Raw genomic sequence first — 14,942 nt, forward strand, 5'->3', positions numbered from 1 at the left:
CTCTACTCCCTTGCCATGATTACGATTTTCAACGCCAACCGACTTAAGTACCCGCTTTACGGTAAGATAAAAAGTCTGTAATTAATCGGGATGCTCATCTCATAAGGCGAAATTATGGCTCGGATGTACTACGATTCGGATGCTAACTTAGACCTATTAGCAGGAAAAACTATAGCGATTATCGGCTTTGGTTCTCAAGGTCATGCCCACGCTCTCAACCTTAAAGATAGTGGGATGAATGTGATTGTTGGACTGTATCCGGGTAGTAAGTCGGCGGCTAAAGCCAAAGAAGGTGGGTTAACTGTTAAAAGTGTTGCTGATGCTGCCAAAGAGGCTGACTTTATCATGATTTTGCTACCCGATGAGGTGCAAAAAACCGTTTATAAAGAAGAGATTGAACCTAATTTAGAAGAAGGAAACGTTATAGCATTCGCTCACGGATTTAACATTCACTTCGGACAAGTTGTACCACCTGAAAATGTAGATGTGGTAATGGTAGCGCCCAAAGGACCGGGACATTTAGTACGGCGCACTTACGAACAAGGTCAGGGAGTACCTTGTTTGTTTGCAGTTTATCAAGACAACACAGGGCAAGCACGGGATAAAGCAATGGCTTACGCCAAAGGTATCGGCGGAACCCGTGGCGGTATTTTAGAAACCACCTTCCGTGAAGAAACCGAAACTGATTTATTCGGCGAACAAGCAGTATTATGTGGTGGCTTAAGTGCTTTAATCAAAGCCGGATTTGAAACCTTAGTAGAAGCAGGTTATCAGCCAGAGTTAGCCTATTTTGAATGTCTCCACGAAGTCAAATTGATTGTTGACTTAGTTGTGGAAGGCGGACTAGCAAAAATGCGCGATAGCATTTCAAATACTGCTGAATATGGCGATTATACCCGAGGTCCAAGGGTAGTAAACGACCAAACCAAAGCAGAAATGCGTAAAATTCTCAAAGAAATCCAATCTGGGGAATTTGCGCGAGACTTCGTGGTCGAAAATCAATCCGGCAAACCAGGATTTACAGCCATGCGTCGCCAAGAATCCGAACACCCCATCGAGGAAGTAGGCAAAGATTTACGCGCCATGTTTAGCTGGATGCAGGAAGCTTAATTGGAGATGGGGAGATGGGGAGATGGTGAGTCCACTCTCGTGCGGAGGTTCCCTCCGTTGAGAGAAGTGGCGAACCCGAAGGGGGAGATGGGGAGATGGGGAGATGGGCGGACAAAGAGAATTTTAACCTTTGACCTTAATTACTCCTAACTCCTAACAATTACCAATTACCAATTACCAATTCCCAATTACCAATTCCCAATCCCCAATTTATTTATTATTTTCCGCTTCTTCTATAGCTTTATTAGTTCGTTCGTGGGGTTTAAGTTTTGACCTTCTAGTCGGGAATAGCCCAATTAAACTTTTGTTAATGGTGGTTCGAGTGTTGAGGCTGGCAGATTTCATCGGCTCTGGTAAGACGCGATCGCCAATTCCGACAAAGATCGCAAATAGCATAAATATTACGATAAAATTAGACTTTCTAAACATATTTTTGTAAAAGCGTTAAACGTAAATCAATTCTTGATTAATTGATGTATTCAGTTTATTCGCTCTTTTTTGTTTGCCGTAAGGGTATTTATAAGTAAATTCGGCTTATCTTGATTTATATTTCCGGAAGCTATGTTAGAAGATTTGTATCACAACAAAGTCAAATACCGAAAGTCTTCTGATGAAACCAAATAGTGTATTCAACCTAAAACGAATATTCAGCGGATTAACAACTTTAGTATTAATTTCTTCTATTGGTTTAGATAATCCAGCTAACGCTCAGCAGCAAGATACAGAACTTTTACCTTTTTTTGATAATCAAGATAATCCGGTACGAGTCAATTATCCATCAGGAGCAAGATTAGACATTACACCACCCGCACCTGTGCTAAATTCCTTCGATAAAGCAGTACTTAAAACCTGTGGTGCTATCGGTACGCGAGTTAAGCCAAATCAATTTAAGCAGCTTTTATCTAATTACCCAGAAGTATTAACAAATATTCAACAAGCTACTAAAGGTGAATTGCGTCCGAATCGTAAAACTAAGTCAGAATTTTTGCAGGATTTAACTGATATTTGGTTCAAAAATAAAGGCTTTGAACATATATTCTGCGGTGAAATATACAACGAAAACGATATCGGTGGATTGCATTTTTCTGGTAGATATTTACAACTACAAAACCAAAAAATTGCTGGCAGACTTCCCGTAAACCCTGGAAGACAAGAAGTAATTCCAGGCGTAATTTATACAATGGGCGTAGTTATTAAACAGCGCGATCGCACGGTAAGAGATGAAATTAAAGGCTATGGTTATTTATCCAACGCCGAAGAACTTTTGATAGATGTAACTAAAGTATATAAACAACAAAAAAATACCGAAGGTGCTTGTATATATCAACAGTTAGACAAAGAAACCGGAACAAGCTTCCCCACAGTTTTTGTTAGAAAGAATAAAGGAATCATTACATTTTATCCCGATGCGACTCCGAGAGGGAAGCGGTGTAAAGGTTAGGGGATGGGGAGATGGGGAGATGGTGAGTCCACTCTCGTGCGGAGGTTCCCTCCGTTGAGAGAAGTGGCGAACCCGAAGGGGGAGATGGGGAGAGAATTCTTAACTACTTACTACTCCTAACTCCTAACTCCTAACTGTTCACTGTTCACTGCTAACTGATAACGGGCGTTTTTCGTGCATTGGGTTTGCTGCTTCTAACTGTGCTGCTAGGCTGATAATCGTGTTTTCTGCGGCAGGTTTTCCGATTAACTGTACTGAAATAGGTAAACCTTTTTCGTCAAAACCAACGGGAAGGGATATTGCAGGTTGCCCGGTGGCGTTTGCTGCTGGACAAGGTGCAACCCAGCGAACTATATTATCAAATGTTTCTTCGGGACTTAATGCAGCCCATTCACCAACGCGAATGGGTGAATGTAGATAAACTGGCATAACTAATACGTCTATATTGTCGAAAAACCCAACGAGTTTTCGAGCTACTATCTGCATCTGGTACACTGCCCTTAAGTATTCTCCGGCAGAACAACTTCTGGATAATAACCAGCGATTTAAAGGTTGTAAAATTTCTACAGGAACTCCAGAAGCGGCTACGTTAGCTTGCCAAACTATCTGAAATGGTTCTACTAAAGCGCTAATGTCAGGACATTTTTCTTCTACTGTATGTCCTAATTCTTCTAATAATTTAACTGTTTGGATTACGCCTTGATGACAGTTTGCGTCTGCTTCTCCTAAAGGTGGAATGCTGGTACAAAAGGCGATGCGTAGATTCTGTAGTTTTTCTTGAGTGGAAGCAAAAAATGTTTTTTCGGGTTCGGGCAACCAGTAAGAGTCTCCCGAAACATAGCCAGATATAGCATCTAATAAAGCTGCTGCATCGGCTACGGTTCTTGCTATGGGGCCATTTGTAGCAATTCCATTGAGGCGATCGCCAACTGGTGCATGAGTAACTCTTCCTCTAGATGGCTTGATACCGACTAAACCACAACAAGCCGCAGGGCCGCGAATTGAACCGCCACCATCCGAACCTTGGGCGATCGAACACAATCCCGCTGCAAGTGCCGAAGCAGCCCCACCGCTAGAACCACCAGAAGTATATTCTAAATTCCAAGGATTTCTAGTTGGGGGAAAACCCGTAGCTTCAGTGTAAGGAAATGAACCTAATTCCGAACTAGCCGTTTTACCTAAAATGACGAAACCAGCTTGTTTGATTTTTGCAACTACACCATCATCATAATCTGGTACATTACCGAGTAATGCTGCATTACCGTAACTGCAAGGAATACCAGCAACTGGATTTAAGTCTTTAATTGAAATAGGCACCCCGAAAAATAATGGCAAATCCTCAGTTTGCGTCAACATTTCGGTTTTGTTTTTAGCATCATCAATCGCCTGTTCTGCCGTAACAGTAAAATAACTTCCTAACTTAGAATTAAATTGTTGAATGCGTTCCAAATATAATTCCACCAACTCTAGCGGCGAAATTTCCTTACTACGAATTAATTCTGACTGTTTTAACGCCGATGCGAACGCTAAATCAACTTGATTCATTGATTTGAACTACCTCTAAAACGAAAATCTCCCGTATGGGAGCGTCGGAATTTTATTTTTAACTTTCTTGCTTGTAACCCCTACATAATCTAAGTCTTGGAGAAATTGCAAGCTGAGATAACCCAGTTTAACTCAGTTTTTGTAGCCTGGATATCTTGCTAAAATTTTATTTATTCGAAATACTGCTGAGAATTTGTATGTCAGATTTAACAGAAGCTTTAGATAGAATTTTAAATTGGTTGCAGCGACAAAGACGCGAACATCCGCAAGCAACTGAAGATTGGTGGATTCGTTCGCCAGAAGAAGAAAATAACCCCCCTTTTGTCAAACCTGCTTTATCTTCAGCGAAAATTGCACAAATCACTAAAGATGTACAGCGAGACTTTCCCCCAGAAGTTTATCAACTATATCAGTGGCGAAATGGAAGTTATTACGGTAATTCCATGTTTGATTTTGAACAAATTAAATTATTGCTTTGTTTCCGCTTTAATTTCTTGCATAATTATATAAATTTGTTCTTCAGACTGAATATGACGCGATAAAACTTGTGCTGTTTTCTCTAATAAACGTTGATTAAATAATTTGGTAATATCCTGTCGTAAACCTTGTCCGATATAAAATTTCAATAATGCTTCTACAGACATATCTCTACTAGCGGCTACTTCTTCAAGAGATGCTAAAGTATCTTTGGGGATATTGAGCGGAACAATTTATTTTTCACGGGGACGTATTTGTAGTTGCAATTCTTCATGATTATTGCTCATATAATCTCCTTTCATTTTTTATTGCTGGACGAGCGGAAATAATTCTTTTTACGACTTTTCTTTCAACATAAACGACTAATAGCAAACGTTGTGATAGCGAATACCTTAAAATAAAATCGCGTTGTTCATTATTAGCACTTGCCTCTCCTTCTTGATAAAACGGATCGAAAAATACTTCCGCTGCTTCTTCAAAGTTAACACCATGTTTAATCAAATTGCTCTGAGCTTTGTTTATATCCCATTCAAACTCAATATCTTGAATTCGGTAAACAAAATTCATTATCTATTTCATTCCCAGTATTTATTAAATAATTACTCGCTAATAATTGCTTTTAAAACTCTTTCGGTTTCCGCTTCTAAAGCTAAAATATCGGCTGCGATTTCTTCTAAACTCAGCAGATTGTAGGTTGGGTTAGACACGAAAGAAATCTAGTTGGTAATTAAAAAATTCGTTTATCGTGTTGTAACCCAACATCATGATGGTGGATAAACAATATTATATGAGAAGAGGAAAATCTTTGTGGACTAATCATATCTCGGATGTTGGGTTACGGCACAACACTTATTGGTAATTACAAGCTACTTTATTCAAGTGCCTAACCCAACCTACTAGGTAAAATTTAAAATAAATACATCCGTTGTGTTGTTAAAATCTAAAATCTTATACTTCCCGCCCGACAATCGCGCAACCAAGTTTGAATTCCTTGCCCTACAGCACTATTACTACTTTCTCTCGGTGGTGTCGGTGGTTGCTGTTTGGGATAACCACCCGTTTGCGAATACATCATTGCTACTCGCCAGCCGCTTTCAGTTTTCGTCAAAAATAGCCAGTGAAATTGTTGTAATTGAACTGCTTTACCTTTTACATACTGACGTTCTAAAGTTGTAAAAAAGACTTGTTCGACTCCATTTTTCCCATTTGCTGATTTATCCGCTTCATCCGTCCAGCTTTTCAAAGGTAACGCTTGAAAATCGGGTTTCCCAGCTACCAACATATAACTATAAACCTGTACAGACCTATCCAAACGGCGAGCGCGTTGAGTCGCACGATTAAAATAAGCCGGTAAATCTCGTAATAATTTAGTAGTAAATGTAGCTAAATCTTGATTCGAGCAAGAAGTTTTTTGTACTGTATTCTTAACAACAGAATTCGCTGCGAATGTAGGATAAGAAGATGTATTAGATATTAAAATCCAAAAACTACATACAAGCAATAAATAATAATTTCTTACTCTGAATTGATAATTGATCATTGTTAATTGATAATTGATAACTCCTCACAAATCTTCTTCCAAGCCAGCGCCGGTTCATCAGCAGCAGTAATCGGTCTGCCAATCACTAAATAATCGGCTCCCGCTTGTAAAGCTTGCTTTGGAGTAAAAGTTCGTTTTTGGTCGCCTTTGTCCGCCCAGCTTGGACGTATCCCCGGACACACAAACAAAAAATCATCTCCACAAACATCTCGTAATTTTGCAACTTCTTGAGGCGAACAAACTGCCCCATCTAATCCCGATTCCTTAGCCAAAAGCGCCATTTGCAAAGCATATTCCGGCAACTCTAAAGGAACCTTCAAATCAAATGCCAATTGCCTCGAAGAAATACTAGTCAGCAAAGTAATAGCAATTAATTTAGGTGGTTCCACTCCCGCTTGTGCGGCACCGACCGCTAAACCCTCAGTAGCAGCTTGGAGTGCATCTTTACCAGCAGTAGCATGAATAGTTAGTAAATCTACACCATAACGAGCAGCGCTACGACAAGCACCTTTTACCGTATTCGGAATATCGTGAAACTTCAAATCGAGAAAAATCTTTTTTTGACGAGATTTAAGCGCTTCTATAATTTTCGGGCCGCAGCTAGTAAACAACTCCAAACCAACCTTGAAAAAAGTAACTTCAGAGAGCTTTTCAACAAGCGCGATCGCACTTGATTCATCTGCTACATCTAAGGGGACTATGATTTTTTGCATGGGAGATGAGGGGGAGATGGGGAGATGGGGAGATTGGGAGATGGGGAGATAGGGGGACAAGGGGACAAGGGGAGAAGGAGAAATATTAATTACTAACTCCTAACTCCTAACTGTTTACCGATCGCTGTTCACTGTAAAAGTTTGACGAACTTCTTTTTTCCAAGTTGTAAAACTTTACCTTGTAATTCTTCTGAGGTATTAAAGGTAGCGTCGGTATCTGTTATTTTCTCACCGTCTAAGCGCACTCCACCTTCCTGAATTTTTCTTCTTCCTTCGCCGCTACTTTTACATAAACCGCTAGCATTAAGAAGATAAAATAGTTTAGCGGGGAATTCTACTTCGGCTAAAGAATATTCTGGTACTTCACCTGCTTTGCCTCCAGATGCTGCAGCTTTTTCTGCTTCTATGGCAGCTTGTTCGCCATGATACTGAGTTACAACTTGTTTGGCTAATAACTGTTGGCGATCTCTCGGGTTTTGTGGCAGATTGTCTTCATCTAAATCTGTTAATAGTTCAAAATAATCAGATAGGAGTTCATCGGGGATAGCCTGTAATTTCTGATACTTTTGAGAAGGGTGTTCTGCAACGGCTACATAATTATTTAGGGACTTTGACATTTTTTGAACGCCGTCAGTACCTACTAAAATTGGTAACAACAGTCCAAATTGTGGCTTTTTACGGAAGTGACGTTGCAAATCTCGTCCGACAGCAATGTTAAACTTTTGGTCAGTTGCTCCTAATTCTACATCTGAATCAACAGCGACTGAATCGTAACCCTGCATCAATGGATATAGGAACTCATGGATAAAAATAGGATTCTCTTTCTTATAGCGTTCGGCAAAGCCTTCCTTTGCTAACATTTGTTGCACTGTCATTGTTGAAAGTAACTCCAAAATTTGCCCTAAGTTCAACTTGTTAAGCCATTCGGAGTTATAACGGACTTCTAACCTACCTGGAGTGTCAAAATCCAAAATCGGTCTAACTTGCTCTAGATAGTTTTTAGCATTTTGCTGTACTTCTTCTTGTGTAAGTTGACGACGTGTTTCGGATTTACCTGACGGGTCGCCTATTCTCGCGGTAAAATCACCAATAATCAGTACTGCTGTATGACCATTCTCTTGGAAAGCTCGCAGTTTCCGCATTGGTATACTATGACCAAGGTGAATATCCGCACCTGTAGGATCGATGCCAAATTTAATTCTTAAAGGTTTCTCAGATGTTTCCAAAAGCTTTTCAAGACTCTCGGATTCTTGATCGGAATCGTCTCCTTGGGGGAAAATTTCTACAGTACCCCGATGTAGCCAAGAGAATGAATGCCCCATGCTAGTTTAGAAATTACTAATTATAGTGTTAACTCTGGTTGTAAGCTTAGTCGCGATCGCTCTATAAATGATAGGGATAGCTCCAAACAACAAACTAATATAATTACAAAAAACAACCGCTTTGACCTGCATTTATTAATTAGACTTATTATTTACAAGTGAGGAAGTGAGATAGCCGTGTCATCTAGGACTTTTGAAAAAAAGCAGCCCCAGGCTCCGGTTTCGTCGGGCTTTGAATTTATCAAAGGAGTCGGTCAGGTAGCTGGCGGAACTCTGTTAGCTGCCACAATGCTGACAAGCTCTATTGTAGCTGGAGGATTAGTCGGTTTAGCAATTAGTTTCCGTAATTTACCTGATGTCAGACAGTTACGCAACTTCTTTCCTTCTGAAACAACTTACATTTACGATATGAAAGGTAAGTTGCTTACGAGTTTACACGGTGAAGCGAATCGCGAGGTTGTTACTAGAGAAAAAATTTCTCCAGAGCTAAAGCGAGCCGTATTAGCGAGTGAGGATAGCGATTTCTATTTTCACCACGGCATTAACCCCAAAGGTGTTGGTCGCGCTATTGTCACCAACTATACATCCGGTGGAGTTAGTCAAGGTGCTTCGACCATCACCATGCAGTTGGTGAAAAACCTGTTTCTTAACCAGCGACGCGAAATTACTCGTAAGTTAGCTGAAGCTGTATTAGCAATTCGTCTCGAACAAATTCTTTCTAAAGACGATATTTTGGAAATGTACCTCAACCAAGTTTATTGGGGTCATAATAATTATGGAGTCCAAACTGCCGCACGTAGTTACTTTAACAAGTCAGCGAGCCAACTAAATTTGGCTGAATCGGCAATGATGGCTGGATTAATCCAAGCTCCAGAGAGATACAGTCCATTTATAAGCATGGAAAAAGCCAAATTCCAGCAGAAAACCGTTCTAGGACGAATGCGGGATTTGGGTTGGATTGACCAAAAACAATACGATACTGCACTAAAAGAAGAGATTAAACTGGGTAGAATTAGGTCTTTCGGAGGTAGTGCTTTACCTTACATTACTAATGAAGTTTCGCGAGAATTAGCCAAGAAATTTGGTCGCGATGCATTGCTTAAAGGCGGTATGCGAGTACAAACCACCGTCGATATCGATTTCCAGAAAATGGCGGAAGATGTTGTCAAGAAATGGCATTATCGACTATTAAGTCGCGGTTTATATAAAAACCAAATTGCTTTGGTAGCTGTAGATCCCCGCACTCATTACGTTAAAGCATTAGTTGGTGGTGTAGATTCTCAAAAAAGCGAATTCAATCGCGGTACTCAAGCTCAAAGACAGCCTGGTTCTGCTTTTAAACCTTTTGTTTACTACACTGCATTTGCGACTGGTAAATATACTCCTAATTCAATCGTCTACGATACTCCAGTCAGCTATAGAGACGGTAGCGGTTGGTATAGACCTCGTAACTATGACAACAGTTTTGGCGGTGCAATGTCAATTCGTCATGCACTCAAACTATCTCGAAATATTCCCGTTATTAAGATTGGTAAAGCTATCGGGATGAATAAGGTAGTTGAAACCAGCCGCACTTTGGGTATCATGAGTCCAATGGAACCCGTAACTTCTTTGCCTTTGGGTGCCATTGGGGTAACACCGTTGGAAATGGCTTCGGCTTATGCTACTTTTGCTAACTATGGCTGGCAATCACCAACAACGGTAATTGCTCGCGTTACCGATAGTAGCGGTAATGTTTTACTAGACAATACACCGAAACCCAAACTAGTCTTAGATTCTTGGGCAGCAGCTTCCACAATCAACATTCTTCAAACCGTAGTTTCTGAGGGTACTGGTAAAAATGCTGCTTTAGGTCGTCCCACAGCAGGTAAAACGGGAACGACATCTTCAGAAAAAGATATATGGTTTGTAGGTACCGTACCGCAGTTAACTACTGCCGTTTGGATTGGTAGGGACGACAATAAAACCTTGTCTAGAGGTGCGACAGGTGGTGGCGATGTAGCTCCGATTTGGCGTGATTTTATGGTTAGAGCGCTAAAAGGCGTACCCGCACAGAGTTTTACTCCGCCTTCAAAATTTACTCGTCCCAAAGCAAAATAGCTTTTTAGAAGGTGCGCCAGTTAGGAGTTAAAAGTTTAATCTTTTAACTCTTAACTCATAATTCATAACTCATAACTCATGACTAAATTAAGGATTTCTTTCTAAATCGGTTTTCATTCGTTCTAAGGTAAGACTCATTTGGTCAAACATTTGTTGAGGAGTTACCCCAAATTGATTTAATTGAGTTTTTAATTGCTCAACTGTCATTTGCGCCATAAAATCTTCAGATAGCTCGAAGCGCTTCATAAATACCCGATAGCGCTCCATCATCGCTTCCATCTTGCTGATAAAAAGTTTTTTACCTTCGCGGTCGAATTTACCATAACTGTTACCAAGCTGAATCAATGCTTGATAATCTTCAAATAGCTTTTTCGCTTCTTGCTGAACTATGTCGGAGTCGAAGAATCCCATATTAGTTGTATTTAAATGAATGTTGAGATTTAATATATTGTTACTTCACCTGCTATTTTTATTTTAATCCACCTAATTAATCTAGGGAACAACCTGAAGCAATAGTAGTGACTTTCTACTCAGCTCGGTACAAGCCTGGTTGAGCAAGTTATGTCACTGAACCAAGAATCCTCCTACCTTTAGGTCGAGGAGTGTCAATTTCGCACGTTTAGTTAGTATAGCTGTATATTTTTAAGTAACCGAAAAGCGGCTCCGTATTTCAATGCAGGTAAAAAGGTAGATAAATTAGGAATATGCTTGCCAAAAACAAAAGCCGAAGTATTGCAGCAATTTTAGCTTTATCTGGTGCGGTAACAATCTCAGGCTTACACAAGTTTTATTTAGGACAGCCGTTATGGGGAATACTTTATGTATTGCTTTCTTGGACACCCATACCCAAAGTAGCTTGCGCCATTGAAGCTGTTTGGTATTTAGCCCAAGACGAAGATACTTTTGATCGCAATTTCAATTCGGGTAAGTCAGCAAAATCCATTTTTTCTTCTAAAGCTTCAGGAGTAAAAACGCTTGCTCAAGATTTACGAGAATTAGACGCTTTACGCCAAGATGGATTAATATCCGAATACGAATTTGAACAAAAGCGCCGTCAGCTTATAGATAGTGATTAGGGAATAGGGAATAGGGAACAGTTAGGAGTTAAGAATTAGAAGTAAGTAACAAGTAGGGAGTTTATTTCTCCTTGTCTCCTTGTCTCCCCATCCCCCCCATCCCCCATCCCCCCCATCTCCCCATCCCCTCATCTTCCCATCCCCTCATCTACTCATGAATCCTAACTGGTGGCCTCGAATCAACCCCTTATTGCAAAAACTGCGAACTAAGTTGCTTAATGACCCTTATTACCGTTTAAAATCGGGGGAAGAAATTGCGATCGCTGTGAGACTTGGGATTCGGATTGATGCGAATCAAGCTACTGTTGATGACTGGCTGCGCTTACCGGGTTTGTCTATACATCAAGCTAGAACTCTTGTGGAGCTAGCTAAAACTGGAGTTAAATTTTACTGTGTAGAAGATATTGCGGCGGCTCTGGGTTTACCGGCACAGCGACTAAAGCCTTTAGAAATAATTTTACTTTTTGGTTACTATGACAACGAATCTGTAGATGCTATTGCCTGTGTTGTAAATCCTAATACCGCAACAATTGAAAGTTTATTGAAAGTACCTTTTATTGGTTCTTCCTTAGCGCAAGCGGTAGTAGATAATCGTAGCTTGTCAGGTCCCTATCGTAATATAGTTGATTTCCAAAAGCGGTTAAATCTTTCTGGTGAAACACTCGCTCAATTAATGTATTATTTGCAGTTTTAATTAAGGGGAATAGGGAACAGGGAATAGGGAGGTGGGGAGATGGGGAGACAAGGGGACAAGGAGAAATAAACTCCCTACTCGCTACTTACTATTTGCTACTTGTTACTCACTCCTAGCTTCCAAAATCCAAAAGGCTCCTAACCATCATATCGAACCGATTCGATCCGGTGGCCAAAAACGAAAACTTGCTTTACCAATCATATTTTTTTTCGGTAAAAAGCCCCAGTAGCGAGAGTCGTTACTATCGTTACGATTGTCGCCCATCATAAAATATTGGTTTTGAGGAACTTCTACCAGTGGAAAAGGCTGTAGGGGTGGTTCTTTTATATAATTTTCTTGCAAAAGATTCCCATTAAGATAAACCTTTCCGTCATTAATTTTTAGTGTGTCTCCGGGAGTACCAATTACGCGCTTAATAAAAGCTTGGTCTTGAGAATATCCACGGCGCTGTAATTCTGGTGGTGGCTGGAAAACTACGATATCGCCAAATTTGGGAGAGTTAAATTTGTAGGAAACTTTTTCAACAACTAATCGATCGCCTGTTTCTAAACTTGGTAGCATCGAATCTGAGGGAATGTAGCGAGGTTCGGCAATGAAAGTCCGAATCAAAAATGCTAATACCAAAGCGATGGTAATTAGAATTAGATTTTCTCGTAAACTACGCCATGCTTTTGATGATGCATCGTTATTTGCATCAGTTTGCTGAGAACTCATTTAGGTTTTTAGCTATTATTACAACAATTTTACAGTTAATATAAAGTTTCACTGGTATCACGGTTTAGCAGAGCATTAATCGTTATGTAGCGAACAAGTATTATACATTAAACTAGCAATACCAGACTTTATATTACACAAAATATAGATATTAAATCATTTTTAATCATTAGTAATTATAAAGCAATACTTAAGAGTATTTTTAGTTTTGCTTGTGCCTCTTATCCAAAAATACATTGAAAAATTGATTGAAGAAGAAATGTAACTATATCTCAATTGGCATCTTTCACCACCCATCTACGATTTTGAGCATCCCATACCAAAAAGAAACGCACTGATTTAGGTATAATTCGACCATTTTTCATCAAATAGTTTAATGAAGCATCAACTGTTGCCGTGTTTGTGTTTGCTTCCAAAATACTTATTTGCTGAATATTTACATTTTTAACTTTTCCTCTCCACCAACTCAAATAAGAAAAATAACCATTAGGATGAAGACGCTTGTTGTCTTTAAATTGTTGAGATAGCTGATTCCAAGCTGTTTTATACTGAGCTTGGTTGATGTTTAAATAATAATTTTCTACTGTTTGTATTGGCGATGGTTGCTCAATTGGTTGTTCGATTTGTGGCTCAATAAAGTCTCCAGGAGGAGATAAGGGAGTTGGCTGGGGAGGAATTTCCAATTTTGGAGCAGGAATAGTTGTTTGAGGAATTTGTGGTTGGATAGGTGTTTGGACTTGTGGAGTTATATTGGGTGAGGTTGCTGGTGGCAAAGTAAACTCCGGTTTAATTATTGGTGTTACGGTTGGTATTGGTGTAGTTTGAGGTTGATTTAGGGGTTTTTTTAATATTTCTGGAGTTGGCTTAGGCGTAATAGTTGGTTGCGATCGTTGGGTAATTATTGTAGGTTGCTTAGACTGCTTATTTAAAGCAAAACCAGCGATGATTGATGCACCAATTAAACTACCTGCAATCAAACTACCAAGAAGAATTCCTTTACCGTTTCCGCGATCGCTATATTGAATTGAAGATGGTGGTGGAATGGAAACTGTACTTAAATTAGTTTGGGGTGGTAAGGTTATTCCCGGAGCGATAGTATCTGAAAAAGCAGCCGTATGGGAAACCACCGAAGGTACACTTAAAATCCCAGTTTGCAACGCTTGCAGCATAAGACTGGCAGTTTTAAATCTTTCTCTAGCATCAAACCCAATTGCTCTGTCTAAAATATCTGCGAAATTATCTTTGAGTAATGGTGCATACTGTCGCCACAATACTTTACCAGTGTAAGGATCTGTAATTAACTCTTGCGGCATTTTCCCTGTAAGTAAATAAATTGCAGTCAATCCTAAACTATATATATCGCTGGCAAACATCGGTCTTCCAACTGATTGCTCGGTTGCCATAAATCCCGGCGTACCGATAACTATTGACTTTGTTGCATTTCCTGAAGGAGTCATAATGGTTCCTAAAGTTTCTTTGACAGCACCAAAGTCTATGAGTATGGGTTGAGCATTAATATCAATTAAAATATTCTCTGGCTTGATATCTCGATGAACAATACCTTTGGAATGGATGTAGTCTAAAACTGGCAAAATACTAATTAAAATGTGTTTGACAGAATTTTCATCCATCAAGCCTTGCTCTTGAAGCATTTGTGTAAGAGTTTTTGCCTCAATATACTCTTGCACTAAGTAAAATTGCCCATTCTCGCTAAAATAAGCATATAGTCTGGGAATCTGAGAACTACCATCACCCAGTTCTTCTAAAATTGCTGCTTCGCGTCCAAATCGCTCCCTTACTAATTGGTAAACCTGTTGATTGTCTTGAATTGGTCGTAGTTGTTTAATTACACAAAGGCGGCGAGAAGGCATTTGGGTATCCTCTGCTAGGAAAGTTTTTCCAAATCCGCCACCTCCTAAAGTCTGAACAATCCGATAGCGGTTGTTAAGCAGCATTTGTATAAAATTAACGCTAGTAAGCCAAAAGGAACACAGTCATATATTTTACTCCTAAATCTTGTATGTACCACAAGTTTGGTTGGGATTTATGATGCGACGGAACTATAGCTATAAGACAATCTAACTGTTTTCCGATTGAAAATCCCCTTACAATAGTGCGAATTTACAAAAACTATGGGCAAATTGTATCAGATAAAAACTTTGATTTTAATCAAATATTGGTATAAATTAGACGCGGCTTTCTGAAGTTAT

Annotated in this window: 15 protein-coding genes; 6 read left to right on the forward strand and 9 right to left on the reverse strand. The window is 39.7% G+C overall.

Annotated features, from left to right (window positions below; all coding sequences use genetic code 11):
* The first annotated feature begins 114 nt into the window (after window positions 1-114).
* On the forward strand, window positions 115-1,110 hold the full coding sequence (gene ilvC / locus ACM03V_RS16565; protein WP_414621894.1) for a ketol-acid reductoisomerase: 996 nt from the start codon (window positions 115-117) through the stop codon (window positions 1,108-1,110).
* 210 nt (window positions 1,111-1,320) lie between these two features.
* Here ilvC and ACM03V_RS16570 read toward each other — a convergent pair whose 3' ends face one another.
* Window positions 1,321-1,506: a hypothetical protein gene (locus ACM03V_RS16570; RefSeq protein ID WP_414621895.1), complete on the reverse strand. Its 186-nt coding sequence runs from the start codon at window positions 1,504-1,506 to the stop codon at window positions 1,321-1,323.
* 214 nt (window positions 1,507-1,720) lie between these two features.
* Between ACM03V_RS16570 and ACM03V_RS16575 the strand changes: the two genes are divergently transcribed.
* Complete coding sequence (locus ACM03V_RS16575) at window positions 1,721-2,551, forward strand: EndoU domain-containing protein (RefSeq protein WP_414621896.1); 831 nt, start codon at window positions 1,721-1,723, stop codon at window positions 2,549-2,551.
* Between the two features lie 138 nt (window positions 2,552-2,689).
* Here the strand turns inward: ACM03V_RS16575 and ACM03V_RS16580 are convergent, their stop codons facing one another.
* Window positions 2,690-4,096, reverse strand: coding sequence for an amidase (locus tag ACM03V_RS16580; RefSeq protein WP_414621897.1), 1,407 nt, complete (start codon window positions 4,094-4,096; stop codon window positions 2,690-2,692).
* A 197-nt stretch (window positions 4,097-4,293) separates the two neighbouring features.
* Between ACM03V_RS16580 and ACM03V_RS16585 the strand changes: the two genes are divergently transcribed.
* Window positions 4,294-4,638 carry a hypothetical protein gene (locus tag ACM03V_RS16585; protein ID WP_414621898.1) on the forward strand — a complete coding sequence of 115 codons (345 nt, stop codon included), beginning with the start codon at window positions 4,294-4,296 and terminating at the stop codon, window positions 4,636-4,638.
* Window positions 4,639-4,849: 211 nt separating this feature from the next.
* Here the strand turns inward: ACM03V_RS16585 and ACM03V_RS16590 are convergent, their stop codons facing one another.
* From ACM03V_RS16590 to tyrS, 4 genes are all read right to left on the reverse strand, one after another.
* Window positions 4,850-5,140 (reverse strand): BrnT family toxin, encoded by a 291-nt coding sequence (locus tag ACM03V_RS16590; protein WP_414621899.1) that lies wholly within the window; start codon window positions 5,138-5,140, stop codon window positions 4,850-4,852.
* 373 nt (window positions 5,141-5,513) lie between these two features.
* Complete coding sequence (locus tag ACM03V_RS16595; protein WP_414621900.1) at window positions 5,514-6,113, reverse strand: hypothetical protein; 600 nt, start codon at window positions 6,111-6,113, stop codon at window positions 5,514-5,516.
* A gap of 2 nt (window positions 6,114-6,115) precedes the next feature.
* The gene (gene pyrF, locus ACM03V_RS16600) at window positions 6,116-6,826 is read right to left on the reverse strand and encodes an orotidine-5'-phosphate decarboxylase (protein WP_414621901.1); all 711 of its coding nucleotides are present in this window, start codon (window positions 6,824-6,826) and stop codon (window positions 6,116-6,118) included.
* 128 nt (window positions 6,827-6,954) lie between these two features.
* Window positions 6,955-8,148 carry a tyrosine--tRNA ligase gene (gene tyrS / locus ACM03V_RS16605; RefSeq protein WP_414621902.1) on the reverse strand — a complete coding sequence of 398 codons (1,194 nt, stop codon included), beginning with the start codon at window positions 8,146-8,148 and terminating at the stop codon, window positions 6,955-6,957.
* A 177-nt stretch (window positions 8,149-8,325) separates the two neighbouring features.
* Here tyrS and ACM03V_RS16610 point away from each other — a divergent pair, with 177 nt between their 5' ends.
* Entirely contained in the window at window positions 8,326-10,248 is a 1,923-nt protein-coding gene (locus tag ACM03V_RS16610; protein ID WP_414621903.1) for a transglycosylase domain-containing protein, read from the forward strand.
* Between the two features lie 87 nt (window positions 10,249-10,335).
* Here the strand turns inward: ACM03V_RS16610 and ACM03V_RS16615 are convergent, their stop codons facing one another.
* Window positions 10,336-10,659, reverse strand: coding sequence for a DUF1825 family protein (locus ACM03V_RS16615; protein ID WP_414621904.1), 324 nt, complete (start codon window positions 10,657-10,659; stop codon window positions 10,336-10,338).
* A gap of 293 nt (window positions 10,660-10,952) precedes the next feature.
* Between ACM03V_RS16615 and ACM03V_RS16620 the strand changes: the two genes are divergently transcribed.
* Both ACM03V_RS16620 and ACM03V_RS16625 read left to right on the forward strand, forming a co-directional pair.
* Window positions 10,953-11,324 carry an NINE protein gene (locus ACM03V_RS16620; protein ID WP_414621905.1) on the forward strand — a complete coding sequence of 124 codons (372 nt, stop codon included), beginning with the start codon at window positions 10,953-10,955 and terminating at the stop codon, window positions 11,322-11,324.
* Between the two features lie 154 nt (window positions 11,325-11,478).
* Window positions 11,479-12,018, forward strand: coding sequence for a helix-hairpin-helix domain-containing protein (locus ACM03V_RS16625; protein ID WP_414621906.1), 540 nt, complete (start codon window positions 11,479-11,481; stop codon window positions 12,016-12,018).
* Between the two features lie 144 nt (window positions 12,019-12,162).
* Here the strand turns inward: ACM03V_RS16625 and lepB are convergent, their stop codons facing one another.
* Both lepB and ACM03V_RS16635 read right to left on the reverse strand, forming a co-directional pair.
* Window positions 12,163-12,732: a signal peptidase I gene (gene lepB, locus ACM03V_RS16630; RefSeq protein ID WP_414621907.1), complete on the reverse strand. Its 570-nt coding sequence runs from the start codon at window positions 12,730-12,732 to the stop codon at window positions 12,163-12,165.
* A gap of 272 nt (window positions 12,733-13,004) precedes the next feature.
* Entirely contained in the window at window positions 13,005-14,687 is a 1,683-nt protein-coding gene (locus tag ACM03V_RS16635) for a protein kinase domain-containing protein (RefSeq protein WP_414621908.1), read from the reverse strand.
* Window positions 14,688-14,942 lie beyond the last annotated feature (255 nt).

It is taken from the genome of Calothrix sp. CCY 0018, assembly GCF_963920925.1.
Classification (GTDB): Bacteria; Cyanobacteriota; Cyanobacteriia; order Cyanobacteriales; family Nostocaceae; genus Rivularia.